Source organism: Pseudomonas azerbaijanoccidentalis (genome assembly GCF_019145495.1).
Classification (GTDB): Bacteria; Pseudomonadota; Gammaproteobacteria; order Pseudomonadales; family Pseudomonadaceae; genus Aquipseudomonas; species Aquipseudomonas azerbaijanoccidentalis.
Genome location: NZ_JAHSTU010000004.1, coordinates 346100 through 371345, shown reverse-complemented (window position 1 = coordinate 371345; position 25246 = coordinate 346100). Strand labels below are relative to the sequence as shown.

Below are 25246 nucleotides of genomic sequence, written 5' to 3'. Positions count from 1 at the left end.
CAAAACAGTGAAAATGTTGGAATTCGAGCATTCCTTTATGAACATGTCGCTCAGATATAAATGAAGGGCGTTGTAGGAGTTGTTACTGCTTTCGCTTTTCAAGCTTCCGGCTGGCAGGAATAACGCAGGTCTTTAGGAAAAGTCCTGCACTGTTACCGGAAGTCATGATCTTCAGCTCAAGAGCCTCGCTCTTTAACCTTTGTCCTGCTGCCAACACTGGCATTTTGAGGCGCAAAGGGGAGGGGTTATGCGGTGGTTTGTGTTGTTGGTGATGTGGGCGCTATCTGGCGAGGCAATGGCGGCGGAGTTTTTTCTGATACCCGAAAGCAACCCCAGGCCGGTTTACCCGATCGCCCTGCAAAGGGCCGGGATCATCGGTGATGTCCGGGTCAGGTTCACGGTCAATTTCGATGGCTCGGTCGGCAAGGTGAGCATTCTGCAAAGCGATCACCACGATTTGGCCGAGGCAACCCGGGTTGCCATCGAGCAGTGGCGATTCAAACCGTGGACAGTTGAAGACGGCAGGCCGGCAGAGCAGGAAGTGATCGCTCCCATGCAATTCCGGTTCAACACGACATTGCCGCTCCACACCAACCAATGGCTCAAGGAATTGAGGTGTCGCGATCTCAACGAAGTCATTGTTCATACCGCAGAGCAATCGTGGGTTGATTCCGCTGCGTTTCATTACACCCGGGCCTATTTGTCGAACGCGTTCTCTACAACAACGTTATCGCCCGAGCGGCGTCTGGCGCTGATAGCCAGGCTGAACAGGAAGGTACCGATCATCGTCCGGCAATGCCTGAACAACCCGACTTCCCGGTATGTAAGGTATTTGCCGGAGGAGATTCGCAAGATGCTTTAGTGGATTGGTCTGGACAACGCTTGGCGAAGTCCAGACTCCTTTGGGTCTCAGCGAACTTGTACCACCACTTTCCCAACCGCCTTGCGCTGGCCGAGATCATTGATGGCTTGAGCAGCATTGCTCAGCGGGTACACCTGGGATACCAACGGTTTCAGCTTACCTTCGGCAAACCAGCCAAACAGTTGCTGGAAGTTTGCGGCGTTATCCTGCGGCTGGCGCTGGGCAAATGAGCCCCAGAACACGCCAAGGACGGCCGCACCTTTGAGCAGAGCGAGGTTGACCGGCAGTTCGGGGATGCGACCGCTGGCGAAGCCGACCACCAGCAGGCGGCCGTTCCAGGCAATGGCGCGGATGGCTTGGTCGAACAGGTCGCCGCCCACCGGGTCGTAGATCACGTCGGCGCCTTGGCCGTCGGTCAGGCGTTTGATTTCGTCCTTGAGGCTGGTTTCGCTGTAGTTGATCAGTTCATCGGCGCCCGCGGCCTTGGCCACGGCGAGCTTTTCGGCGCTGCTGGCAGCGGCGATTACCCGGGCGCCCATGGCTTTGCCGATTTCTACAGCGGCCAGGCCGACACCGCCGGAGGCGCCGAGGACCAGCAGGGTTTCACCCGGTTGCAGGTTGCCGCGTTGCTTGAGCGCGTGCATCGAGGTGCCGTAAGTCATGCTGAAGGCAGCGGCGGTGTTGAAGTCCATCGATGGCGGAATCGGCAGCACGTTGTAGCCCGGCACCGCGACCTGTTCGGCGAAGCTGCCCCAGCCTGTGAGGGCCATGACCCGGTCGCCGACTTTCAGGTGGCTGACCTTTTCACCCACTTCGCTGACCACGCCGGCCGCTTCGCCGCCTGGAGAAAACGGGAAGGGCGGCTTGAACTGATACTTGCCCTCGATGATCAGCGTGTCGGGGAAGTTGACCCCGGCGGCGTGCACGTCCAGCAGGATTTCGTTCTTCTTCGCGACAGGACTGGCGACGTCTTCCAGCACCAGCGATTCGGCAGGGCCGAAGGCTTTGCACAGCACGGCTTTCATCAGGGCTATTCCTTTGGGAGTGATGGCCGATAAGTGTAGGTGTGTGAGTCGACGGGTCAACGAGCATGCCCGGCCCTGATAGTCAGCCATAAGCTTGTGCTTGCGCGGCGGGTCGTTATGCTAGGCCGCAAACCGGATAAGGAGCGAATTGTGAAAGCGTGGATCATGTTGATGCTGGCCCTGTCTCTGCCTGTGGCAGCGATGGCCGAAGAAGCCAAAGAAGGTGAAGCTCCGAAGGTCAATTACATCACCCTGAGCCCGCCGTTCGTGGGTAACTACGGGTTGGACGGTACCCAGAAGCTCAAAGTCTACAAGGCCGATGTGGCGTTGCGGGTCACCGGTGACGAAGCGACCAAAGCGGTCAAGGCCAATGAGCCGCTGATTCGTAATCAGCTGGTGGCGCTGTTCGCGCAGCAGACCACCGAGACGATGAACAACGTCGAGGCCAAAGAGAAACTGCGTCAGGAAGCGTTGAAGCAAACCCAGCAGATCATGAATGATGAAACCGGCAAGCCGGTGGTTGAGGATCTGTTGTTCAACAACCTCATTATTCAGTAAGACTTGGTTTGTCTGAGTGATTGCCAAGATCGCAGCCTTCGGCAGCTCCTACAGGGAACCGTGCTCGGCGTAGGCGCTGCCAAAGGCTGCGATCTTTTTGCGCCCGTCAGCGCAGCGCAGTAACTGCCGCCCATTGCTCGGCCGTCACTGGCATCACCGACAGTCGCGAGCCCTTCTGCACCAACGGCATTTCCGCCAGTGCCGTCTGCTGCTTCAGATAATCCAGCTTCAATACCCTGGAAAACGTCTCGACATGCGCGACATCAATTGCGCTCCAGGCGTTTTTGTCTGGTGTTGCCTTCGGGTCGTAGTAATGGCTCTCAGGTTCGAGCGCCGTCGGGTCCGGATAGGCGGCTACGACGATCTTGCCGATCCCGGCAATCCCCGGCTCCGGGCAGCTGGAGTGATAGAAGAAGAACTCGTCTCCGACGGCCATTGCGCGCAGGAAATTGCGCGCCTGATAGTTGCGAACCCCGTCCCAACGCGCTTTGCCAAGCTTTTCCAGGCCTTTGATCGAGAGTTCGTCTGGCTCGGATTTCATCAGCCAATAGGCCATGTTTTTTGCTCCTTGCGAGGTCAGTGGGCAGGTTGTCGGGCAATTTTATGACAAACCGACAGTCGGTTGACGCCAGCATTTGCGCAGCGGTTCACGTTGCCGCAAAATGCCGGCCTTTAGAGCTTGACGCTGCTGCACGGCCTACAAAATGGAAACCGCTGCTGTCATCGTGTTGATGTGCCTTTGGGGGGCAATCGATGAAACGCAAACCGGATTTACTATGGATTTTGGTTATTTTGTTCGGCCTCGGCGTCGTGACCACTGGCTATGCCCAAAGCCTGTGGGCCAACAAGACCGATGCGCCGGTTGAAGTGGCCCAGTTGCAGCAACAGTCGACGGCGTTCAAGCGCTAACACTGCCCTTTCGACGCCGCTGACACCAGTGGCGTCTAGCCCGCGTAGTACCAGGCCTTGTCCGTGACCGTTCCTTGCAACGGTACATCCCAGCTCGCTTGAGCCAATCGCTCGACCTTCTGACATTCATGGGCCAGCCCCAGCAGCGTCGGCTTGCGCCAGTCCTTACGCCGCGCCAGGTACGCCAGGCTCCGATCATAGAAGCCGCCGCCCATGCCCAAGCGTCCGCCGACATCGTCAAAACCGACCAATGGCAACAGCACCAGATCCAGCGCCCAGACTTTGCGTTGGCGGGCGAGGTTGTGCCTGGGTTCGAGAATCCGGAAACGGTTGGGTTTGAGCTTTTCACCGGGGCGGATGCGCTGGAACACCATCTTGGTTCGTGGCCAGGCGCTGAGCACCGGCAGATAGGTGGCCTTGCCTCGACGTTGAGCGGCACGCAGCAACAAGCGCGGATCGATTTCACCGTCGGTCGGCAGATAGAGAGAAATGTGTTTTGCGCGGCGAAACAGCGGTTGCTGAGCCAATTGCTTGTACAGCCCGCGAGCGGCCTGGCGCTGCTGACTGGGTGTCAGTGCGCGGCGGGCCTTGCGCAGCATGCGTCGAAGTTGCGGGCGGGGTAGCAGCGCAGGTTCGGTCATGGATTCGGGCTTCAGCAGTGCGGATACGTAAAAGCGTACCCGTAAAAAAGCCGATGCCGGTATTTAAACCGGCATCGGACTGGAATCAGGCTCCCCGGATGTACCGCTGTCGACTTAGCCCTTGAACCCGAAAGTTCAAGGTGGAAGATGCAGTAGGCTTTAAGGCTTTCCGTCTAGCGGACATGCACACCAGCCCAACGTGCAACCTCCAGGGTATAGCAAATCGGCTCAGGGACATCGCCAACTGGCAAGCACCCCAGGGAGTGATGCGAGTATACCGCAAGCGGTGACGTGAATCAGCCTTTGGTGACGTCCGGATCGGTCGCGAGCACCAGATCGACGCGATCAAGCAGGTCACGCACCTGTTCGCGGGTCGAACCGCTGGCCTGAATATCCGGGCGTTCTTCTTTGTGAAGCAGGTCGTGAGTAATGTTCAGCGCGGCCATCACGGCGATACGGTCGGCACCGATGACTTTGCCGCTGCTGCGAATTTCGCGCATCTTGCCGTCCAGATAGCGGGCGGCGCTCACCAGGTTGCTGCGTTCTTCCTGGGGGCAGATGATCGAATACTCTTTGTCGAGGATCTGCACGGTGACGCTATTGCTTGAACTCATGAGTCTTGCTCCAGGGCCTTGAGGCGCGAAATCATCGATTCGACCTTACGCCGGGCGATTTCGTTTTTTTCAATGAGGTGCGCGCGTTCCTCGCGCCAGGTCTTTTCCTGAGCTAGTAAGAGTCCGTTTTGGCTCTTAAGTTGCTCGACTCGGGTAATGAGCAGTTCGAGTCTGGCCATCAGCGCTTGCAGGTCGGTGTCTTCCATATTGTCCACTGTGTCTGACGGGGTAGCTGGCGGACAGCCTTTAATAGTCTTGGCGAGTCTGTCGATGTAGGATACAAGGCCTTCATTCTAGACATAGCGCCGTCTGGCGCCTAGCTGCCCATGACCATTCAGAATTCCCCGTACAACGCCTTCGCCACCCTGCTGACCTCCAGCGGCCACAATGTCTCGCCTGCCGAACTGCATGGACTGTTGCTCGGCCGCAGCTGCGCCGGCGCCGGTTTCAATGCCGAAGAGTGGTTGATCGATGCTGCCGAACTGCTCGAAAGCGAGCCGCAGGACAACGTTCGCAACGCCCTGATCGGCCTGCAAGAAATGGTTAAAGGCGAGCTCACCGGCGACGACGTGACCGTCGTTCTGCTGCTGCCAACCGACGACGCGCCCCTGGCTGATCGTGCCATCGCGCTGGGTCAGTGGTGCCAGGGCTTCCTCAGCGGTTTCGGCCTGAACTGCCGCGACAGCAGCGCCCTGAGCACCGAGGCTACTGAAGTGTTGCAGGACCTGGCGGCGATTTCCCAAGTGCAAGACGCGCTGGAAGAGTCCGAAGACGGCGAAACCGACTATATGGAAGTCATGGAGTACTTGCGCGTCGCGCCGCTGCTGCTGTTCTCCGAGACCAAGAAGTCGGATGCACCGGCTGCCAAACCGTCTCTGCATTAATCGTAGGAAAGGGAAAACCATCTGCCCATGATCCATATCCCGAAATCGGAATACAGCCGTCGCCGCAAGGCCCTGATGGCGCAGATGGAACCCAACAGCATCGCCATCCTGCCCGCCGCCGCGGTGGCCATTCGCAACCGCGACGTCGAGCACGTCTACCGTCAGGACAGCGACTTCCAGTACCTCAGCGGTTTTCCCGAGCCTCAGGCCGTTCTGGTGTTGATGCCCGGGCGCGTGCACGGTGAATACATTTTGTTCTGCCGCGAGCGCAACGCCGAGCGAGAGTTGTGGGATGGCCTGCGGGCCGGGCAGGAAGGCGCGATTCGCGACTTCGGTGCCGACGACGCTTTCCCGATCACCGATATCGACGACATCCTGCCGGGGCTGATCGAAGGCCGCGACCGGGTGTATTCAGCCATGGGTAGCAACCCGGAATTCGATCGGCACCTGATGGAGTGGATCAACGTGATCCGTTCCAAAGCGAACCTCGGCGCTCAGCCACCGAACGAATTCGTTGCCCTGGATCATCTGCTTCATGACATGCGCCTGTATAAATCGGCAGCAGAAGTGAAAGTGATGCGCGAGGCCGCACGGATTTCCGCCCAGGCGCACGTGCGGGCCATGCAGGCCAGCCGGGCCGGTTTGCACGAATTCAGCCTCGAAGCCGAACTCGATTACGAATTCCGCAAGGGTGGCGCGAAGATGCCAGCCTACGGATCGATCGTCGCCACGGGGCGCAACAGTTGCATCCTGCATTACCAGCAGAATGACGCCGTGCTCAAGGACGGCGATCTGGTGCTGATCGACGCCGGTTGCGAAATCGATTGCTACGCCAGCGACATCACTCGTACCTGGCCGGTCAACGGCAAGTATTCGGCGGAGCAGAAAGCGATCTATGAGTTGGTGCTGGCGGCGCAGGAAGCAGCCTTTGCCGAGATCGCCCCGAATAAACACTGGAATCAGGCCCACGAGGCCACGGTTCGGGTGATTACATCCGGCCTGGTCGAATTGGGTTTGTTGCAGGGCAATGTCGACGAGCTGATCGCCAGCGAAGCCTATAGGGCGTTTTACATGCACCGCGCCGGCCACTGGCTGGGCATGGATGTGCATGACGTCGGCGAATATAAGGTCGGCGGCGAATGGCGCGTGCTGGAAGTCGGCATGGCGCTGACCGTGGAGCCGGGGATCTACATTGCCCCGGACAACCAGAATGTGGCGAAGAAATGGCGCGGCATTGGCGTGCGCATCGAGGACGACGTAGTGGTTACCAAAACCGGCTGTGAAATCCTCACCAAAGGCGTACCGAAAACGGTCGCCGAAATCGAGGCCTTGATGGCGCAAGCGCGGACACAAGCGGCATGAGTCGAGTCAATCTGGCAATCATCGGAGGTGGTCTGGTCGGTGCCAGCCTGGCGTTGGCGTTGCAGGCCGGGGCCAAGGCTCGGGGCTGGAAGATCGTACTGATCGAGCCTTTCGCACCTGGCGATACTTATCAACCAAGCTACGACGCGCGTTCCACCGCATTGTCCTATGGCGCACGGCAGATTTATCAGCGCTTGGGCGTCTGGCAGGAAATCTCCCGCCGCGCCGAGCCGATCAAGCAGATCCATGTTTCTGACCGTGGACGTTTTTCCACGGCGCGGCTGTCGGCGATGGAAGAGGGTGTTCCGGCATTAGGCTACGTAGTCGAAAACGCCTGGCTCGGCCAATGCCTGTGGCAAGGCCTGGACAAAGACGTGATCAGTTGGCGTTGCCCGGCGGAAGTCACCCGCATGGAGCCGCTCACCGATGGCTATCGCCTGACCCTCAATGACGAAACCACCCTGGAATGCGACCTCGCTGTGCTGGCCGATGGTGGTCGTTCCGGGCTTCGTGAACAATTGGGTATCGGCATCAAGAAACGCCCGTACAACCAGAGCGCACTGATCGCCAACATCACCCCGAGCGAAGCCCACAACGGCATGGCGTTCGAGCGTTTCACCGACGATGGGCCGATGGCGTTGCTGCCGTTGCCGGACAACCGTTGCGCCTTGGTCTGGACCCGTTTGGGCATGGACGCGCAACGTTTGGCGGCACTGGATGAACGCATTTTTCTCAGCGAGTTGCAGGGCGTGTTCGGTTATCGCCTCGGCACGTTGAAACAGGTTGGCGCTCGGCATTTGTACCCGCTGTCACTGGTCGAGGCCGAGGAACAGGTGCGCTCGCATCTCGCGGTGCTGGGCAATGCCGCCCACAGCTTGCACCCGATTGCCGGGCAAGGCTTCAACCTGTCATTGCGTGACGCCCAGGCGCTGGCCGACGCGCTGCTCGCCAGTGAACAGCCGTTGGGCGATTTCGCCACGTTGCAGGCTTATCGTGAGCGCCAGCGTCTGGATCAGAGCCTCACCGTCGGGTTTTCCGATCAGGTGACGCGTTTGTTCGGCAGCACGCAGCCACTGGTTTCGCTGGGGCGCAACCTTGGATTGCTGGGGCTTGATCTGTTGCCACCGGCCAAACGCTGGTTCGCCCGGCAGGCCATGGGTTTGGGTACTCGCCCGGATGCTTAAGTGGCTGATTCGCAAATTCGGTAAAGCGCGGTTGATGCGCACGTTCATGAGCCTTTACCCGCCGTACCTCGGCGCCGGGGTTCGGGTGCGGCACATCAGTGACGATTTCCGGGACATTCAGGTCTCCATGGGCCTGAGCTGGTACAACCGCAATTACGTTGGCACCCAGTTTGGTGGCAGCCTGTATTCGATGGTCGACCCGTTCTTCATGCTGATGCTGATGGAGAACCTGGGGCGCAACTACATTGTCTGGGACAAGGCCGCGGACATCGATTTCATCGCGCCGGGCAAAGGCCCGGTGTTCGCCCGTTTCAACATTGACGACACCTTGCTCGACGAAATCCGTCGGCAGACCGCGGATGGCAAAAAATACCTGCCACAACTGCAGGTCGATATTCATGACGGCGCTGGCAACCTGGTGGCGCGTGTCGGAAAAACCCTTTACGTGCGGCTCAAGCCGCAAGCGAGACAGGCTTAAAGCATGGAAATGCGCGCAGATCTGCTGATTGTCGGAGCCGGAATGGTCGGCAGTGCCCTGGCGCTGGCGTTGCAGGACAGCGGGCTGGAAGTCCTGCTGCTCGATGGCAGCCCCTTGAGCGTCAAACCGTTTGATGCCCAAGCCCCGTTCGAACCACGGGTGAGCGCGCTGTCCATCGCCAGCCAGCGGATTCTCCAACGCCTGGGCGTCTGGGACGGCATCGCCAGCCGACGCAGCAGCCCGTATGGCGAAATGCAGGTCTGGGATGGCAGCGGTACTGGACAAATCCACTTTTCGGCCGCCAGCGTGCATGCCGAAGTGCTGGGGCATATCGTCGAGAACCGCGTGGTGCAAGACGCCTTGCTCGACCGCTTGCACGATTGTGATTTGGGCATGCTGGCTAACGCGCGCCTGGAGCAGATGCGCCGCTCCGGCGACGATTGGTTGCTGACCCTGGCCGATGGTCGCACCTTGCGCGCGCCGCTGGTGATCGCCGCGGATGGCGCCAACTCGGCGGTTCGGCGCCTGACCGGCATGGCGACCCGCGAGTGGGATTATCTGCACCACGCGATCGTCACCAGCGTGCGCAGCTCCAAACCACATCAAGCGACGGCGTGGCAACGCTTTACCGACAACGGCCCATTGGCGTTTCTGCCGTTGGAGCGTGAGGGGCAGCACGACTGGTGTTCGATTGTCTGGTCGACCACCCCGAGCGAAGCCGAGCGCCTGATGGCACTGGACGATGAAGCCTTTTGCCGTGAGCTGGAGCGCGCCTTCGAAGGCCGGCTCGGTACGGTGCTCAACGCCGACCCGCGCCTGTGCGTGCCGCTGCGCCAGCGCCATGCCAAGCGCTACGTGGCTGAAGGCCTTGCGCTGATCGGCGATGCGGCCCATACCATTCACCCGTTGGCCGGGCAGGGCGTGAACCTTGGCTTCCTCGATGCCGCCGTGCTGGCCGAGGTGTTGTTGCAAGCGGCGGGCCGTGGCGAGCGTCTGGCGGATGTGAAGGTGCTCAGCCGCTACGAACGTCGCCGAATGCCGCATAACCTGGCGCTGATGGCGGCGATGGAAGGCTTCGAACGGTTGTTCCAGGCCGATCCGTTGCCGGTGCGCTGGTTGCGCAATGCCGGGTTGAAAATGGTCGACCAGATGCCTGAAGCCAAAGCGCTGTTTGTGCGCGAGGCGTTGGGGTTGATCGGGGATTTACCGGCACTGGCCAAGGCCTGAGATTCCCCTGTAGGAGCTGCCGCAGGCTGCGATCCTTTGAGTTTGCTTTTCAAAATCAAAAGATCGCAGCCTGCGGCAGCTCCTACAGGGAATGCGCTAAATTCCATGACGGTGCAACATCTGGTAACGCCTCCGCCAACTGTTCGATTGAGAAGGCAAATGTGAGTCCTTATCATTTGGCCTCACTTTTTCAATCGAGAGACCGCTCCCATGTTGGCACCGAAGCGTCTACTGACCGCACTGGCCCTGACCCTGATTGGCAGCACCGTCGCCCAGGCCGCCGATGAGGTGGTTGTCTACTCCTCGCGTATCGACGAGCTGATCAAGCCAGTCTTCGATGCCTACACTGCAAAAACCGGCGTGAAGGTGAAGTTCATCACCGACAAGGAGGCGCCGCTGATGCAGCGCATCAAGGCCGAGGGCGAGAACGCCACGGCCGACCTGCTGCTGACCGTCGATGCGGGTAACCTCTGGCAAGCCGAGCAGATGGGCATTCTCCAGCCGTTCACCTCGAAAACCATCGATGCCAACATCCCGCTGCAATATCGCGCCGCGTCCCATGCCTGGACCGGCCTGAGCTTGCGCGCACGAACCATCGCCTATTCCACCGAACGGGTGAAACCGGGCGAACTGACCACCTACGAAGCACTGGCCGACAAGAACTGGGAAGGTCGTCTGTGCCTGCGTACGGCGAAGAAGGTTTATAACCAGTCGCTGACCGCCACTATGATCGAAGTCCACGGCGCCGAAAAAACCGAGAAAATCCTCAAGGGCTGGGTCAATAACCTGTCCACGGATGTGTTCTCCGACGACGTCGCGGTACTGGAAGCCATCAACGCCGGCCAATGCGACGTGGGCATCGTCAACACCTACTACTACGGTCGCCTGCACAAGCAAAAACCGGAACTGCCGGTGAAGCTGTTCTGGCCGAACCAGGCGGATCGCGGTGTGCACGTCAACCTGTCGGGTATCGGCCTGACCAAGCATGCGCCGCACCCGGAAGCGGCCAAGGCCCTGGTGGAGTGGATGACCACGCCCGAAGCGCAGAAAATCTTTGCTGATGTGAATCAGGAATTCCCGGCCAACCCGGCTGTTCAGCCATCCGCTGAAGTCGCCGCCTGGGGCAAGTTCATTGCCGATACCTTGCCGGTGGAAGTTGCCGGCAAGCGTCAGGCAGAGGCAATTCGCATGATGGACCGAGCTGGCTGGAACTGAGTCGGCAGCGTTAAAGAGTAAAAGATCGCAGCCTTCGGCAGCTCCTACACAAGCCCTGTAGGAGCTGCCGGAGGCTGCGATCTTTTTGCGTTTTCCCTACAATTCAGGATTTTGCGAGAACCATCTCTTGGCCCACCCCGCCCAACGTCGCTGGTATCCCCTGGTCTTCGCCATTGCTGCGCTGGTCCTGCTGCCCTTGAGCGTGCTGTTGCTGTCGTGGCAAACCATCGATCAACAGATCTGGTCCCATCTCTGGGAAACACAGATGCCGCGTCTGCTGGGCAATACGCTGACCCTGGTGCTCGGCGTGGGTGTCGGCGTAACGGTGCTTGGTGTGAGCCTGGCCTGGCTCACCAGCCTCTGCGAATTCCCTGGCCGGCGGTGGCTGGACTGGGCGTTGATGCTGCCCTTTGCGATTCCGGCCTATGTGCTGGCATTCGTGTTTGTCGGGCTGCTGGATTTCGCCGGCCCCGTGCAAACCCTGTTGCGTGAATGGTTCGGCACCGGGCTGCGGCTGCCACGGGTGCGTTCCACGGGCGGGGTGATTGCGGTGTTGGTGCTGGTGTTCTACCCCTACGTTTACCTGTTGGCGCGCACGGCGTTCCTGGCTCAGGGCAAAGGCCTGATGGAGGCCGCGCGAGTGCTGGGTCAATCGCCATGGCAGGCGTTCTGGCGGGTGGCCATGCCCATGGCGCGTCCCGCCATTGGCGCCGGTGTGGCATTGGCGTTGATGGAAACCCTGGCGGATTTCGGCGCGGTGTCGGTGTTCAACTTCGACACCTTCACCACGGCCATCTACAAGACCTGGTACGGCTTTTTCAGCCTGTCCTCCGCCGCGCAACTGGCCAGCCTGCTACTGCTGGTGGTGATGGTGGTGCTGTACGGCGAGCGTCGCGCCCGCGGCGCCAATCGGGCGAGCAACGAACGGCCACGAGTCAAGGCGCTGTATCACCTGCGTGGCGTCAAGGCGCTGCTGGCCACCGGGTGGTGCGGGCTGGTATTTGCTTGCGCCTTCGTCATACCGATGCTGCAGCTGGTGGTGTGGTTCTGGCAGCGGGGGCGTTTCGATCTCGATGAGCGTTACACCGGCCTGATCCTCCACACCTTGTATCTGGGGGCGATGGCGGCGTTGATCACCGTCAGTGTGGCCCTGGTGCTGGCGTTTGCCCGACGGTTGGCGCCCACCCAAGGTATCCGCGCAGGTGTCAGCCTGGCCAACCTTGGCTACGCATTGCCCGGCTCGGTCCTGGCGGTGTCGATCATGCTGGCGTTCAGTTATCTGGACCGCGAACTGGTGATTCCTCTCTCCGGCTGGCTCGGTGGTGCCGGCAAGCCGCTGCTGCTGGGCAGTCTGGCGGCGCTGTTGCTGGCCTATCTGGTGCGCTTCATCGCCGTGGCTTACGGGCCGCTGGAAAGCAGCCTGGCACGTATACGGCCATCTTTGCCCGAAGCGGCACGTAGCCTGGGTGTCAGTGGGCCGCGACTGTTTTTCAAAGTGTATCTGCCGTTGTTGCTACCCGGCTCTTTGAGCGCGGCGTTGCTGGTATTCGTCGACGTGCTCAAGGAAATGCCCGCGACCCTGCTGATGCGCCCGTTTGGTTGGGACACGCTGGCGGTGCGGATCTTCGAAATGACCAGTGAGGGCGAGTGGGCGAGGGCCTCTTTGCCGGCCTTGACCCTGGTTTTGGTCGGGCTGCTACCGGTGATCGGATTGATACGACGTTCGGCACATCGAAACAGCTAGGTGTCAGTCCTACATCATGCGGCTACAATGCGCGGCATTCGGTGCGGTACGTCTGACAGACAAGGTAGTAAAAATCGGCTGGAAGCCTTTGATTGCAAGGTTTGCACACGGTTTATCACTCGCCCGCACCTTCGCCACGCCCGGAAGGAGAAACCCATGGGACAGCGTACGCCTCTGTATGACCTTCACCTCGCCCTTGGCGCGAAGATGGTCGATTTTGGCGGTTGGGATATGCCTCTGCATTACGGATCGCAGGTCGAGGAACACCATCAGGTGCGCCGCGATTGCGGTGTCTTCGATGTATCCCACATGACCGTGATCGATGTCGGCGGCCCCCAGGCCAAGGCCTGGCTCCAGCATTTGCTGGCCAACGACGTCGAACGCCTGCACAGTTCTGGCCGTGCGTTGTACAGCACCATGCTCAATGAGCACGGTGGCATCGTCGACGACATGATCGTCTACCGCCTCGATGAGGGTTATCGCCTGGTGGTCAACGCGTCCACTCGCGATCAGGACATGGCGTGGATGCAGGCGCATCTCGACGGCTTCGACGTGCAGCTTAACGAACGCACCGAACTGGCGATGCTGGCCATTCAGGGGCCTCACGCCCGGCACAAGATTGCCGAACTGGTGAGCCAGTCTCGCGGCAACCTGATCCAGCTGCTCAAACCCTTCGAAGGTCAGCCTGACGGCGACTGGTTCATTGCGCGCACCGGTTACACCGGTGAAGACGGCCTGGAAATCATTCTGCCAGCTGATCAGGCGCCAGGGTTCTTCAACGATCTGGTCGGCGCGGGCATTTCCCCGATCGGACTGGGCGCGCGCGATACCCTGCGGGTCGAAGCCGGCATGAACCTCTACGGTCAAGACATCAATCTGGACGTTTCACCGTTGGCCTCCAACATGGCCTGGAGCATTGCCTGGGAACCGGCCTCGCGCCAGTTCATTGGCCGCAAGGCGCTGGAAGCCGAAAAGGCCGGGGGCGTGCAGCACAAACTGGTGGGGCTGGTCCTTGAAGAGCGCGGTGTTTTGCGCGCTCATCAAGTGGTTCGCATCGCCGATGTTGGCGAAGGGGAGATCACCAGTGGTAGTTTCTCTCCTACGCTTAGCAAGTCGATTGCACTGGCGCGCGTGCCGATGGCAACTGCCGACCGCGCAGAAGTGGAAATCCGTGGCAAGTGGTACCCGGTCCGAGTGGTCAAACCGACCTTCGTACGTCACGGCAAAACCTTGATCTAATCTTTTCCGGCGGGCTGACCGCTGACAATATTCCTGAGGACACAGAACATGAGCGATATCCCTGCCGACCTGCGTTTTGCCGAAAGTCACGAATGGGCACGTCTGGAAGCCGATGGCACCGTCACCGTGGGCATCAGCGATCACGCGCAGGAAGCGCTGGGTGATGTGGTGTTTGTCGAGCTGACTGAAGTTGGCAACGTGTTTGCTGCTGAAGACCAGGCTGGCGTCGTTGAGTCGGTAAAAGCGGCTTCCGACATTTACTCCCCGATTGCCGGCGAAGTGATTGCGGTCAACGAAGAGCTGAGCGCTACGCCTGAGTTGTTGAACTCCGACCCGTACGGTGCGTGGATCTTCAAGATCAAGCCAAGCAATGCTGCTGATCTGGAAAAGCTGCTCGACGCCGCCGCCTACAAAGCCGTCATCGGCGAGTAAGCCGTCAGCGTCATCCAAAGCCCCGACTCGTCGGGGCTTTTTTGTGCCTGGCTGGAAGATCAACAGATCGCAGCCTGCGGCAGCTCCTACATTCAAATGCGATCCACTGTAGGAGCTGCCGCAGGCTGCGATCTTTTGATCTGCTATCGGCTGCTATGCTGGTTTGACCGTGTTGCATCGACGTTGAGCGCCAGTCAAGAGAGAGCCCGTCATGTCCCAGTTGCCGTCCCTGAGCCAGTTACGCGACCCCAATGCCTTTCTTCGCCGCCACCTCGGGCCGGATGCCGCCGAGCAGCAGGCGATGCTCGACAGCCTCGGTCTTGGCAGCCGGGTCGAGCTGATCGAACAGACCGTGCCGCCGGGCATTCGCCTGAACCGGCCGCTGGACCTGCCTCCGGCACTGGACGAAGAAGCGGCGCTGGCCAAACTGCGTGGCTATGCCGAACTGAATCAGGTCTGGACCAGCCTGATCGGCATGGGCTATCACGGCACCCTCACGCCGGCCGTCATCTTGCGCAACGTGCTGGAAAATCCCGGCTGGTACACGGCCTACACACCTTACCAACCGGAAATCGCCCAAGGGCGACTCGAAGCGCTGCTCAATTTCCAGCAATTGACCATCGACCTCACGGGGCTGGAACTGGCCAACGCTTCGCTGCTGGACGAAGCCACCGCTGCGGCGGAAGCCATGGCACTGGCCAAGCGGGTCGCCAAGTCGAAAAGCAATCTGTTCTTCGTCGATGAAAACTGCCATCCGCAAACCATTTCCGTGGTGCAGACCCGCGCCGAAGGCTTCGGCTTCGAGCTGATCATCGACGCTGTGGATAACTTGAAACAGCATCAGGTGTTCGGTGCGCTGCTGCAGTATCCCGACACCCACGGTGAGATCCGCGACCTGCGCCCGTTGATTGATCATCTGCACGCTCAACAGGCGCTGGCCTGTGTGGCTGCCGATCTGCTGAGCCTGTTGTTGCTGACCCCGCCCGGCGAGCTGGGCGCTGATGTGGTGTTCGGCTCATCCCAGCGGTTCGGCGTGCCGATGGGCTACGGCGGGCCGCACGCGGCGTTTTTTGCCAGCCGCGACGAATACAAACGGGCAATTCCCGGGCGGATCATCGGCGTGTCGAAAGATGCCCGAGGTAACGTGGCCCTGCGCATGGCCCTGCAAACCCGCGAGCAACACATCCGCCGCGAGAAAGCCAATTCCAACATCTGTACGGCGCAGGTGCTGCTGGCCAACATTGCCAGTTTTTACGCGGTCTATCACGGGCCGGAAGGGCTCAAGCGCATCGCCCAGCGCGTGCATCGGCTGACCTGCATTCTTGCCGAGGGCCTTGAGCGTAAAGGCATCAAGCGCCTGAACCAGCATTTCTTCGACACCCTGACGCTGGACGTCGGTGGCACACAGACTGCGATCATCGAAAGTGCCGTGGCCGCGCAGATCAATCTGCGCATCCTGGGTCGTGGACGCTTGGGCTTGAGTCTTGACGAGAGCTGTGACGAATCTACGGTGGCAAAGCTGTTCGATGTATTCCTGGGCGCCGATCATGGTCTCAACGTCGGCGAACTTGATGCGCAAACGCTGATTTCCGGCATTCCGGCCGGGCTGGTGCGCACCACAGCGTATTTGCTGCACCCGGTATTCAGCGCCCATCACAGCGAAACCGAGATGTTGCGCTACCTCAAGCAGCTGGAAAACAAGGATCTGGCGCTCAACCAATCCATGATCCCGCTGGGCTCGTGCACCATGAAGCTCAACGCCACTAGCGAGATGATCCCGATCACCTGGCCGCAGTTTGCCAATTTGCATCCGTTTGTGCCGAAAGAGCAGGCTGTCGGTTATTCATTGATGATTGAAGAGCTGGAGCGCTGGCTCTGCGCGATCACCGGTTTCGATGCGATCTGCATGCAACCCAATTCCGGTGCCCAAGGCGAATACGCGGGGCTGCTGGCGATCCGTAAATATCACGAGAGCCGCCAGCAGGGTGGGCGTGATATCTGCCTGATTCCTTCATCGGCCCATGGCACCAACCCGGCGTCGGCGCAGATGGCCGGGATGCGCGTGGTGATCGTTGAGTGTGACGAAGCCGGTAACGTCGATCTGGAGGATTTGAAGGAAAAAGCTTCGCAGGCCGGGGAAAAACTGGCCTGTCTGATGGCGACTTATCCTTCGACCCACGGCGTTTACGAGGAAGGCATCAGCGAAATCTGCGAGGTGGTGCACCAGCACGGCGGTCAGGTGTACATGGACGGCGCCAACCTCAATGCCCAGGTCGGGCTGGCGCGCCCGGCGGACATCGGCGCCGACGTGTCCCACATGAACCTGCACAAAACTTTCTGCATTCCCCATGGCGGCGGAGGGCCGGGCATGGGGCCGATTGGCGTTCGCGCGCACCTGGCGCCGTTCGTGGCCAATCATCCGGTGGTGCCGATCGACGGGCCACTGGCGCAGAACGGCGCGGTCAGCGCAGCGCCGTGGGGCAGCGCCAGTATTCTGCCGATCAGCTGGATGTACATCGCCATGATGGGGCCGCAACTGGCGGACGCCAGCGAAGTGGCGATCCTCGCGGCGAATTACCTGGCGCAACATTTGGCCGGCGCGTTCCCGGTGCTCTATACCGGGCGTAACGAGCGGGTGGCCCACGAATGCATTCTCGACCTGCGGCCGTTGAAGGCGCTGACCGGCATCAGCGAGGAAGACGTCGCCAAGCGCCTGATGGACTATGGGTTCCATGCGCCGACCATGTCGTTTCCGGTACCGGGCACGCTGATGGTCGAGCCAACGGAAAGTGAATCGAAAGCCGAGCTCGACCGGTTCATCGGCGCGATGCTGAGCATCCGCGCAGAAATTACCGAAGTGCAAAACGGCAATTGGCCGGCCGAAGATAATCCGCTGAAGCGCGCCCCGCATACGCTGGCCGACATCACCGGGATCTGGGAGCGTCCTTACAGCATCGAGCAAGCGGTGACGCCGGATGCGCACACCAAGGCCCACAAATATTGGCCAGTGGTGAACCGGGTGGACAACGTTTATGGGGATCGGAATCTGTTTTGTGCGTGTGTGCCGGTCGATGATTACCGCTAGGCAAGATCAAAAGATCGCAGCCTTCGGCAGCTCCTACAATTGAATCGCGTTCCCCGTAGGAGCTGCCGAAGGCTGCGATGTTTGCTTTAGGCAGGCAAAAAAAATGCCGCTCATTGAGCGGCATTTGGTTTCGGCAATCTTATTGCGAAGCCGCCACGGCATTCTTCGCCAGGATCGCATTCGCCAGTTCCATGTCCGTAGCCTGCAGGCCCGGATTGTCGGCGCGGACTTTCTGCATGGCCGCTTCCAGATACGGGCCGCGGATGCCGCCGTCACTGGCAACGAAGCTGCCGGCGTCGTCCTGGGCCGCAACGATCAGCTTGTGATCCTTGAAGGTCAGGTAGGTCGAGCCGGTGGTCGCACCGGACGAAATGACATTACGCCAAAAGGTGTCAGCCATCGCCGAACCGACTGGCAGGGACAACAAGGCCATGGTGGCGACAGCAAGTTTGAAACGCATAGGGGTGACTCCACAGGGGTTTTTAACTACGGCGTTGGATTGCCATTTCCCCATTCGAGTTCCGTCACCACCCAGCTACTTCTGCTCGCTCTGCGGCGTCACGCGCAGGACTTCTTCGACGGTGGTCAAACCGGCAGCCACTTTTTGCGCCCCGGACAATCGCAAGCTGCGCATCCCTTCCTTGAACGCCTGGCGCCGCACCGCCAGCAAGTCGGTGTCCGGGTTGATCAGGGTTTTTATGCCGTCGGTGAGCTGCATGATTTCGTAGACGCCCGCCCGTCCGTGATAACCGGTGTCGCGGCATTCCAGGCATCCGATGGCGCGTTGGGCGTTGGCCGGTAGCGGCGCTTGCCACGGCCGGGTCAGGGTTTGCCAGTCCTCTTCGTTCAAGGCCTGTGGCGCTTTGCAGTGCGGGCATAAGGTACGCACCAGCCGTTGGGCCATGACGCCGAGCACGGTGGCCTTGATCAGATAATGCGGCACGCCGAGTTCCAGCAAACGGCTGATGGCGCTGGGCGCATCGTTGGTGTGCAGGGTCGATAGCACCAAGTGCCCGGTCAGCGCGGCCTGGATCGCCATCTCGGCGGTTTCCAGGTCGCGGATCTCGCCGATCATGATGATGTCCGGATCTTGCCGCATCAGCGCACGCACGCCAGCGGCGAAGGTCAGGTCGATGTTGTGCTGGACCTGCATCTGGTTGAACGCCGGCTCGACCATTTCAATCGGGTCTTCGATGGTGCAGAGGTTGACCTCCGGCGTCGCCAGTTTTTTCAGGGTGGTGTAGAGCGTGGTGGTCTTGCCGGAACCGGTCGGGCCGGTGACCAGAATGATGCCGTTGGGCTGACGGGTCATGTCCTGCCAGCGTCGCAGGTCGTCGGTGGAAAAGCCCAGCTGATCGAAATCCTTGAGCAGCACCTCGGGGTCGAAGATCCGCATGACCATTTTTTCGCCGAAAGCGGTCGGCAGGGTCGAGAGCCGCAACTCGACTTCGCCGCCGTCCGGGGTCTTGGTTTTCACCCGGCCGTCCTGGGGTTTGCGCTTCTCCGCGACGTTCATCCGGCCCAGGCTTTTCAGGCGGCTGACGATGGCCATGGTCACTTGCGGTGGGAATTGATAGACGTTGTGCAGCACGCCGTCGATGCGAAAACGCACCGTACCTTGCTCGCGCCGGGGTTCGATGTGGATATCGCTGGCGCGCTGCTGGAAGGCGTACTGGAACAGCCAGTCGACGATGTTGACGATGTGCGCGTCGTTGGCGTCCGGCTCCTGATCGCTGGCGCCGAGGTTGAGCAACTGCTCGAAGTTGCCCAGGGTGTTGACCTGCTGGTCGGCGTTGTTCGCTCCCGTGACCGACTTGGCCAGGCGAAAGAACTCCACGCTGAAGCGCTGGATATCCACGGGGTTGGCGACCACACGCTTGATCGGCAGCTTCAGTACGTGGGTCAGGTCGGCTTCCCAGCCGTTGACGTAAGGCTGGGCGCTGGCGACGGTCACGGCGTCGCGGTCGATCGACACCGCGAGGATCTTGTGGCGTTGGGCGAAGGCGTAGGACATCAACGGCGTCACGGCCGCGACGTTGATCTTCAACGGGTCGATACGCAGGTAAGGCTGGCCCGCCTGTTGGGACAGCCACAGGGTCAGGTTTTCCAGGTCGAGGTGTTTGCCCGGCCGGCTGAGGTCGTCCAGCTGCTGGCTGGCGATGAACTCCAACGGGTGCATCTGACCATGGGCCGCATGCCGGCGTCGGGCATTGAGCGCCTGCTCGGCCGCGTCCTGATTGATAAACCCTTGGGCAACCAGCTCTCGCAGCACATCATTGAGATCCAGCCAGCGGTCCTGAATGGCAAATTGAACGGACATGCGGGCTCCTTTTGAACAACAGTTCGCAAAGGATAGCCGCGGTCCCGCAGACCGTTGGGCCACTACCCGACGAAGGCGTATCCGGTCTTTTCAGCCCGCCGCCTGCGCCGCTTCAACCCACGCTGAATCGGCGTGTTGCAGCTCAACCGAGCAGACGCTGATCAGGTTACGAAGTTTTTCTGCAATGACCTGGGCGCGGTGCCAGCTCAAACCATCGATGACGATGTCGACCATCAGCAGATCTTCCTCGCGCTGCACGTGCACCTCTTGCGGTGTCAGAAACTGCAAGGCAAACAGATTGAGTGCGCGGCAGAGCAAGTCCGGTTCGGCTTCGGCCAGCAATTGGTAGCGCACACGGCTGTGAGCATTGCCGGCATTCCACACGTCGGCGCGAGTGGGGGCGGTGTTTACGGCTTCGAGGTGCGGCATGGGCAGGCTCCAAAATCAATGGAGAAATTTTTACATCCGCTGCCGGGTATTTCTTCTCTATGATTGAGCGAATAGCGACTGAGTCGACTCAACCAATTCGATGTTATAGCAATAAAGGGTTTTTTTATGCACGCTGAGCTGGACGGCTACGATCGTAAGATTCTCGCGTTGCTGCAAGAAGACGCTTCGCTCTCCAGCGCGCAGATCGCCGAGCAGGTGGGGCTGTCGCAATCGCCGTGCTGGCGGCGGATTCAGCGAATGAAGGACGAGGGGATCATTCGTGGGCAAGTGACGTTGCTGGACCGCAAGAAAATCGGCCTGAACACGCAGATCTTTGCGCAGGTAAAGCTCAACGCCCACGGACGTTCGAATTTCACCGAATTCACCGAAGCGATTCGCGGTTTTCCCGAAGTGCTGGAGTGTTACGTGCTGATGGGGGCTGTGGACTTCATGCTGCGGATCGTCGCGGCGGACATCGAGGCCTATGAGCGCTTCTTTTTCGAGAAGCTGTCGATGGTGCCGGGGATTCAGGAAGTGAATTCGATTGTGGCGCTGTCGGAGATCAAGTCGACCACCAGTTTGCCGGTCTGAAACTTTGTGGTGAATTGGCTGGCCTCATCGCTGGCAAGCCAGCTCCCACAGTTTTTGTGTTGAAACACAATGTGCATTCCAACATCGAACCCTGTGGGAGCTGGCTTGCCAGCGATGGCGGTATTACATGCGCAGCAGCATCTTCCAGGCGCGATTCTGATAAACCGCAATCGCCTGCTGCTTGCGCGCATCGAGCAGTTCATCCGTGATCGTCGGCTCGTTGGCCAGTTGCGCCAACTTGTTCAGCTCGCCGTACAGGCGATCCATTTCCGGGATTTCCAGCACGTTGCGCGCATGGTGCAGCCAGACCTGGATGCGCTCGATGCGCGGCAGTTGCTCGGCCAAATCTTCCGGCTGCTGTTGGTAACGCTGCAGTTGCAACGAAGTGGCTTCTTCACCCAGCAAGCGTGGCAACCAGCTGCCCAATTGCGCAGCGCCCTGGCGGTTGCCGCGGGTGTTGCGCTCGGCGGTCCAGGTGCGGGCCAGTAACCAGCGCGAAGTGGTCAGGGAGAACAGGCCCCAACGCGGATCTTCCAGTTCTTCAAGGAACTGCTCCGGCGCGGCTTTGCGCACGTCTTCATCGTCCACGCCGGCTTGCACTAGCGGGCGCCAGTCTTCCAGCAAGGCATCGAGCGCAACGCGCAGGTCGTGGGTCGACTGACGCGGCGCGGCTTGGCCGAGGCTGCTGATCAGTGCGCGCATTTCAGCCAGGCTCTCGACCCAGTCTTGCAGCAGGCGCCAGTGACCGTTGAAGCGATACTGTTCGGCCAATCGCTGGCTGCTGGCCAACAAATGCCAGCTCAGCGCGGCGAATGCGTCGTCGAGCGGCGTTTCGGCAGTGATCTGCGGCGCTGGCAGGCTCAGCGAATAGCTGTGGGCGTCGTACAAGCGATAACCGCGCTCGGCCTTGCTGATATCGCACGGCATCAGGGCGAGTTTCTCGGCCAGTTCGGCGGCCAGTTCCAGCAGGGCTGCCGGCTCGCCTTCGCGCAGTTCCAGTTCCAGCTCGCAGATTTCTTCTTTCTGCTTGCCGACCACGACGTGGCCCAGGTCCAGCGCAGCTTCGATGACCACTTTGCTCTTGCCACGGCCCCAAGCGATTTCAGCGTATTCGCGGACGAAATCGGTGGTGAAGATTGGCTTGAGGGTCTTTTTATCCAGTTCGGCAAGTTCCTCGGGCCAGCATTCGCCGTCGAGTTTCTTCAGGTCGAGCTTGGCTTTTGGCAGGGGCCAGTTGAATTCGTTGCGCTCGGACAAACCCGCGACGCTCTGACCACGGGTCTTGAGGGTCTGAATTACGTCTTCGCCATCCTTGCGCAGGCGCAGGGCGACTTTGGCTTGGGCCAGATCGCGCTCAGGGGTGTCGAAGTACTGGTTCATCAACTCACGGCGTTCCCAACCACTTTTGTTGCGTTTCTTCAGTAACGGGTGCTCGCGCAGGGCGGCGAGGGTTTCGCGGCTGACGCGGAGTTTGATTTCGGTTTCTTTCTGCATGGCCGGACAATCCAGGATCGGGAGCGCAGCCGGGGGAATAGGTGGCTGCCAAGGTCGTGCAGTGTACAGGACTCAACCTTGCTCCGCCGCGCGACGGTTTATTCCTGTCGCCGGATGGTTCTATGATGGTCTTCAATTCGGGAGTTGGAGTCAGCGATGCCTTTGCCGTCCATGAAAGATCAATTCGCTGCGCTGATTGCCGCACCGTCCGTCAGCTGCACCCAGGCCAGCCTCGATCAGTCCAATCGTCCGGTGATCGATCTGCTGGCAGCGTGGCTCGGTGACCTGGGTTTCGCCTGCGATATCCAGCAGGTCAGCCCGGGCAAGTTCAATCTGCTGGCCAGTTTTGGTTCCGGTCCCGGCGGGTTGGTGCTGGCCGGCCACAGCGACACGGTGCCGTTCGACGGCGCGTTGTGGCAGACCGATCCACTGAAACTGACGGAAGTCGATGGGCGCTGGGTCGGGCTGGGCAGTTGCGACATGAAGGGCTTTTTCGCGTTGGCCATCGAGGCGGTCAAACCATTGCTCGATCAACCGTTCAAGCAACCGTTGCTGATCCTGGCCACGTGCGATGAGGAAAGCTCGATGTCCGGTGCCCGCGCGCTGGCGGCAGCGGGGCGGCCACTGGGGCGTGCCGCGGTGATCGGCGAGCCGACGGGGCTCAAGCCGATCCGCATGCACAAAGGCATCATGATGGAGCGCATCGATATTCTCGGGCAAAGCGGCCATTCCTCGGACCCGCGCCTGGGGCACAGCGCGCTGGAAGCCATGCACGATGCCATCGGCGAACTGCGCGGCCTGCGGTTGCTGTGGCAACGTGAGTTCCGTAACCCGCAGTTCAGCGTCCCGACGCCGACGATGAACTTCGGCTGCATCCACGGCGGCGACAACCCCAATCGCATTTGTGGGCAGTGTTCGCTGGAGTTCGATTTGCGGCCGCTGCCAGGCATGGACCCCAAGGCCCTGCGTGCCGAGATCTTGCGCAAGCTCAATCCGATTGCCGAGCGGCATCAGGTCAAGATCGATTATGCGCCGCTGTTCCCCGCAGTCCCCCCGTTCGAGCAGGCGGAAGATGCCGAGTTGGTGCGTATTGCCGAAAAGCTCACCGGTCACAGCGCCGAAGCAGTGGCGTTCGGCACCGAAGCGCCTTATCTTCAGCAACTTGGCTGCGAGACACTGGTGCTCGGCCCGGGTGATATCGCCTGCGCCCATCAGCCGGGGGAATACCTTGAAATGTCACGTTTGCAGCCTACGGTGCATCTACTAAGGCAACTGATCGAACACTATTGCCTGACACCGACCCAAACTGCAGTGCCAACCAATTGAACGCAACCCTTGTAGGAGCTGCCGAAGGCTGCGATCTTTTGATCTTGATTTTGAAAACAAAGATCAAAAGATCGCAGCCTTCGGCAGCTCCTACAGGGGGCGCAATTAAATTGCCGGTGTCCAAACCCGTATTCATGAGGAGAGCGCGCGTGTCGCCAAGCCTGTTCCGACGATAACCATCAGCCCGCTGTGCGTTTTCAGTTTCGCCCTTTTTTCGGCTGCTATTTATTACAGGCCCAGGTTCATGCCCGAATACGTCAATTGGCTTCGTCACGCTTCGCCTTACATCAACGCCCACCGCGATTGCACCTTTGTCGTCATGCTGCCCGGCGACGGCGTTGAACACCCGAACTTCGGCAATATCGTCCACGACCTGGTGCTGTTGCACAGCCTGGGTGTGCGACTGGTACTGGTTCACGGGTCACGTCCGCAAATTGAAACGCGCCTCGCTGCTCGCGGTCTGACCCCGCATTACCACCATGGCATGCGCATCACCGATGCCGCGACGCTGGAGTGCGTGATCGATGCGGTGGGCCAACTGCGCATTGCCATCGAGGCGCGGCTGTCCATGGACATGGCGTCCTCGCCCATGCAGGGCTCGCGCCTGCGCGTTGCCAGCGGCAACCTGGTGACCGCGCGGCCAATCGGCGTGCTTGAAGGCGTCGATTATCACCACACCGGCGAAGTGCGTCGAGTCGACCGCAAAGGCATCAATCGTCTGCTGGACGAGCGCTCCATCGTGTTGTTGTCGCCGCTGGGTTACTCGCCGACCGGTGAAATCTTCAACCTCGCCTGTGAAGATGTTGCCACGCGTGCGGCCATCGATCTGGGGGCAGACAAGCTGCTGCTGTTCGGTGCCGACCCTGGCTTGATCGATGAGAACGGGCGTCTGGTGCGCGAGTTGCGGCCGCAGCAAGTGCCGGCGCATTTGCAGCGTCTGGGCAGCAATTATCAGGCGGAACTGCTCGATGCTGCCGCTGAAGCCTGCCGTGGTGGTGTGGCGCGCAGCCATATCGTCAGTTATGCCGAAGACGGCGCGTTGCTGACCGAACTTTTCACCCGTGACGGCGGCGGTACGCTGGTCGCACAAGAGCAGTTCGAAGTGGTGCGCGAAGCGGCCATTGAGGACGTCGGCGGCTTGCTGGATTTGATCAGCCCGCTTGAAGAGCAAGGCATCTTGGTGCGGCGTTCGCGCGAAGTGCTGGAGCGCGAGATCGAGCAGTTCAGTGTGGTCGAGCGCGAGGGCATGATCATCGCGTGTGCGGCGCTGTATCAGATTGCCGATTCGGATGCCGGAGAACTGGCCTGCCTGGCGGTGAACCCGGAGTACCGTCACGGCGGGCGCGGCGATGAGTTGCTGGAGCGCATTGAAACCCGCGCACGCGCCCAAGGCTTGAAGACATTGTTCGTGCTCACCACCCGCACCGCGCACTGGTTCCGCGAGCGTGGCTTCGTACCGAGCAGCGTTGATCGCCTGCCGTCGGCACGGGCGTCGCTGTACAACTATCAGCGTAATTCGAAGATCTTCGAAAAAACCCTCTGACCAGATTGGGTCTGTAGGAGCTGCCGCAGGCTGCGATCTTTTGATTTTGCCTTCAAGATCAAAAGATCGCAGCCTGCGGCAGCT

The 25246-nt window shown here is 60.3% G+C and carries 25 protein-coding genes and 1 other RNA gene; 16 read left to right on the top strand and 10 right to left on the bottom strand.

Features of this window, described 5'->3' with window-relative positions; translation table 11 throughout:
- Positions 1-247: 247 nt before the first annotated feature.
- Positions 248-862: an energy transducer TonB gene (locus tag KVG88_RS15890; RefSeq protein ID WP_150701854.1), complete on the top strand. Its 615-nt coding sequence runs from the start codon at positions 248-250 to the stop codon at positions 860-862.
- Between the two features lie 47 nt (positions 863-909).
- On the opposite strand, the gene KVG88_RS15885 is transcribed toward KVG88_RS15890, so the two are convergent.
- Positions 910-1887, bottom strand: coding sequence for an NADPH:quinone oxidoreductase family protein (locus KVG88_RS15885; RefSeq protein WP_046053779.1), 978 nt, complete (start codon positions 1885-1887; stop codon positions 910-912).
- A gap of 150 nt (positions 1888-2037) precedes the next feature.
- Here KVG88_RS15885 and KVG88_RS15880 point away from each other — a divergent pair, with 150 nt between their 5' ends.
- Positions 2038-2445: a flagellar basal body-associated protein FliL gene (locus KVG88_RS15880; protein WP_150701853.1), complete on the top strand. Its 408-nt coding sequence runs from the start codon at positions 2038-2040 to the stop codon at positions 2443-2445.
- A gap of 106 nt (positions 2446-2551) precedes the next feature.
- On the opposite strand, the gene KVG88_RS15875 is transcribed toward KVG88_RS15880, so the two are convergent.
- Entirely contained in the window at positions 2552-3001 is a 450-nt protein-coding gene (locus tag KVG88_RS15875) for an EVE domain-containing protein (RefSeq protein ID WP_150701852.1), read from the bottom strand.
- Positions 3002-3198: 197 nt separating this feature from the next.
- Between KVG88_RS15875 and KVG88_RS15870 the strand changes: the two genes are divergently transcribed.
- Entirely contained in the window at positions 3199-3354 is a 156-nt protein-coding gene (locus KVG88_RS15870) for a hypothetical protein (protein ID WP_008048702.1), read from the top strand.
- 35 nt (positions 3355-3389) lie between these two features.
- Here KVG88_RS15870 and KVG88_RS15865 read toward each other — a convergent pair whose 3' ends face one another.
- The 4 genes from KVG88_RS15865 to KVG88_RS15850 form a co-directional block, all read right to left on the bottom strand.
- Positions 3390-3995 carry a 5-formyltetrahydrofolate cyclo-ligase gene (locus tag KVG88_RS15865; protein ID WP_217871988.1) on the bottom strand — a complete coding sequence of 202 codons (606 nt, stop codon included), beginning with the start codon at positions 3993-3995 and terminating at the stop codon, positions 3390-3392.
- Positions 3996-4082: 87 nt separating this feature from the next.
- Positions 4083-4261: non-coding RNA, 6S RNA (ssrS, locus tag KVG88_RS15860), on the bottom strand.
- Positions 4262-4291: 30 nt separating this feature from the next.
- Positions 4292-4609 (bottom strand): cell division protein ZapA, encoded by a 318-nt coding sequence (locus KVG88_RS15855; RefSeq protein ID WP_008055229.1) that lies wholly within the window; start codon positions 4607-4609, stop codon positions 4292-4294.
- Complete coding sequence (locus KVG88_RS15850) at positions 4606-4815, bottom strand: TIGR02449 family protein (protein ID WP_007982902.1); 210 nt, start codon at positions 4813-4815, stop codon at positions 4606-4608. Before KVG88_RS15850 ends, KVG88_RS15855 begins: the two co-directional genes overlap by 4 nt.
- A gap of 120 nt (positions 4816-4935) precedes the next feature.
- Here KVG88_RS15850 and KVG88_RS15845 point away from each other — a divergent pair, with 120 nt between their 5' ends.
- The 10 genes from KVG88_RS15845 (at position 4936) to gcvP (ending at position 17459) form a co-directional block, all read left to right on the top strand.
- Positions 4936-5493, top strand: a complete 558-nt coding sequence (locus tag KVG88_RS15845; protein ID WP_150701850.1) for a YecA/YgfB family protein — start codon at positions 4936-4938, stop codon at positions 5491-5493.
- A gap of 27 nt (positions 5494-5520) precedes the next feature.
- Complete coding sequence (gene pepP, locus KVG88_RS15840; RefSeq protein ID WP_217871987.1) at positions 5521-6855, top strand: Xaa-Pro aminopeptidase; 1335 nt, start codon at positions 5521-5523, stop codon at positions 6853-6855.
- Positions 6852-8039, top strand: a complete 1188-nt coding sequence (gene ubiH, locus KVG88_RS15835) for a 2-octaprenyl-6-methoxyphenyl hydroxylase (protein WP_217871986.1) — start codon at positions 6852-6854, stop codon at positions 8037-8039. The genes pepP and ubiH overlap by 4 nt, the downstream gene beginning before the upstream one ends.
- Positions 8032-8517, top strand: a complete 486-nt coding sequence (locus tag KVG88_RS15830; protein WP_150701847.1) for a DUF4442 domain-containing protein — start codon at positions 8032-8034, stop codon at positions 8515-8517. Before ubiH ends, KVG88_RS15830 begins: the two co-directional genes overlap by 8 nt.
- A 9-nt stretch (positions 8518-8526) precedes the next feature.
- Positions 8527-9744: a 2-octaprenyl-3-methyl-6-methoxy-1,4-benzoquinol hydroxylase gene (locus tag KVG88_RS15825; protein ID WP_217872135.1), complete on the top strand. Its 1218-nt coding sequence runs from the start codon at positions 8527-8529 to the stop codon at positions 9742-9744.
- A 210-nt stretch (positions 9745-9954) separates the two neighbouring features.
- The gene (locus KVG88_RS15820) at positions 9955-10959 is read left to right on the top strand and encodes an extracellular solute-binding protein (RefSeq protein WP_150701845.1); all 1005 of its coding nucleotides are present in this window, start codon (positions 9955-9957) and stop codon (positions 10957-10959) included.
- 127 nt (positions 10960-11086) lie between these two features.
- Positions 11087-12703 carry an ABC transporter permease gene (locus KVG88_RS15815; protein ID WP_217871985.1) on the top strand — a complete coding sequence of 539 codons (1617 nt, stop codon included), beginning with the start codon at positions 11087-11089 and terminating at the stop codon, positions 12701-12703.
- Between the two features lie 156 nt (positions 12704-12859).
- Positions 12860-13942, top strand: a complete 1083-nt coding sequence (gene gcvT, locus KVG88_RS15810; RefSeq protein ID WP_150701843.1) for a glycine cleavage system aminomethyltransferase GcvT — start codon at positions 12860-12862, stop codon at positions 13940-13942.
- A gap of 48 nt (positions 13943-13990) precedes the next feature.
- Positions 13991-14374, top strand: coding sequence for a glycine cleavage system protein GcvH (gene gcvH / locus KVG88_RS15805; protein ID WP_217871984.1), 384 nt, complete (start codon positions 13991-13993; stop codon positions 14372-14374).
- A 211-nt stretch (positions 14375-14585) separates the two neighbouring features.
- Positions 14586-17459, top strand: a complete 2874-nt coding sequence (gene gcvP, locus KVG88_RS15800) for an aminomethyl-transferring glycine dehydrogenase (RefSeq protein ID WP_217871983.1) — start codon at positions 14586-14588, stop codon at positions 17457-17459.
- Positions 17460-17598: 139 nt separating this feature from the next.
- Here the strand turns inward: gcvP and KVG88_RS15795 are convergent, their stop codons facing one another.
- From KVG88_RS15795 to KVG88_RS15785, 3 genes are all read right to left on the bottom strand, one after another.
- Positions 17599-17919, bottom strand: coding sequence for a DUF2388 domain-containing protein (locus KVG88_RS15795; RefSeq protein WP_150701840.1), 321 nt, complete (start codon positions 17917-17919; stop codon positions 17599-17601).
- A 75-nt stretch (positions 17920-17994) separates the two neighbouring features.
- Positions 17995-19779 (bottom strand): type IV pilus assembly ATPase TfpB, encoded by a 1785-nt coding sequence (gene tfpB / locus KVG88_RS15790; RefSeq protein WP_217871982.1) that lies wholly within the window; start codon positions 19777-19779, stop codon positions 17995-17997.
- 90 nt (positions 19780-19869) lie between these two features.
- Complete coding sequence (locus KVG88_RS15785; RefSeq protein ID WP_217871981.1) at positions 19870-20208, bottom strand: ACT-like domain-containing protein; 339 nt, start codon at positions 20206-20208, stop codon at positions 19870-19872.
- A 126-nt stretch (positions 20209-20334) separates the two neighbouring features.
- On the opposite strand from KVG88_RS15785, the gene KVG88_RS15780 reads away from it, so the two are divergent.
- Positions 20335-20799 (top strand): Lrp/AsnC family transcriptional regulator, encoded by a 465-nt coding sequence (locus KVG88_RS15780; RefSeq protein ID WP_217871980.1) that lies wholly within the window; start codon positions 20335-20337, stop codon positions 20797-20799.
- A gap of 123 nt (positions 20800-20922) precedes the next feature.
- Here the strand turns inward: KVG88_RS15780 and KVG88_RS15775 are convergent, their stop codons facing one another.
- On the bottom strand, positions 20923-22293 hold the full coding sequence (locus KVG88_RS15775) for a CYTH domain-containing protein (protein ID WP_150701836.1): 1371 nt from the start codon (positions 22291-22293) through the stop codon (positions 20923-20925).
- Positions 22294-22449: 156 nt separating this feature from the next.
- Between KVG88_RS15775 and argE the strand changes: the two genes are divergently transcribed.
- Entirely contained in the window at positions 22450-23619 is a 1170-nt protein-coding gene (argE, locus tag KVG88_RS15770; RefSeq protein WP_217871979.1) for an acetylornithine deacetylase, read from the top strand.
- A 244-nt stretch (positions 23620-23863) separates the two neighbouring features.
- Positions 23864-25162 carry an amino-acid N-acetyltransferase gene (gene argA / locus KVG88_RS15765; RefSeq protein ID WP_217871978.1) on the top strand — a complete coding sequence of 433 codons (1299 nt, stop codon included), beginning with the start codon at positions 23864-23866 and terminating at the stop codon, positions 25160-25162.
- Positions 25163-25246: the final 84 nt, after the last annotated feature.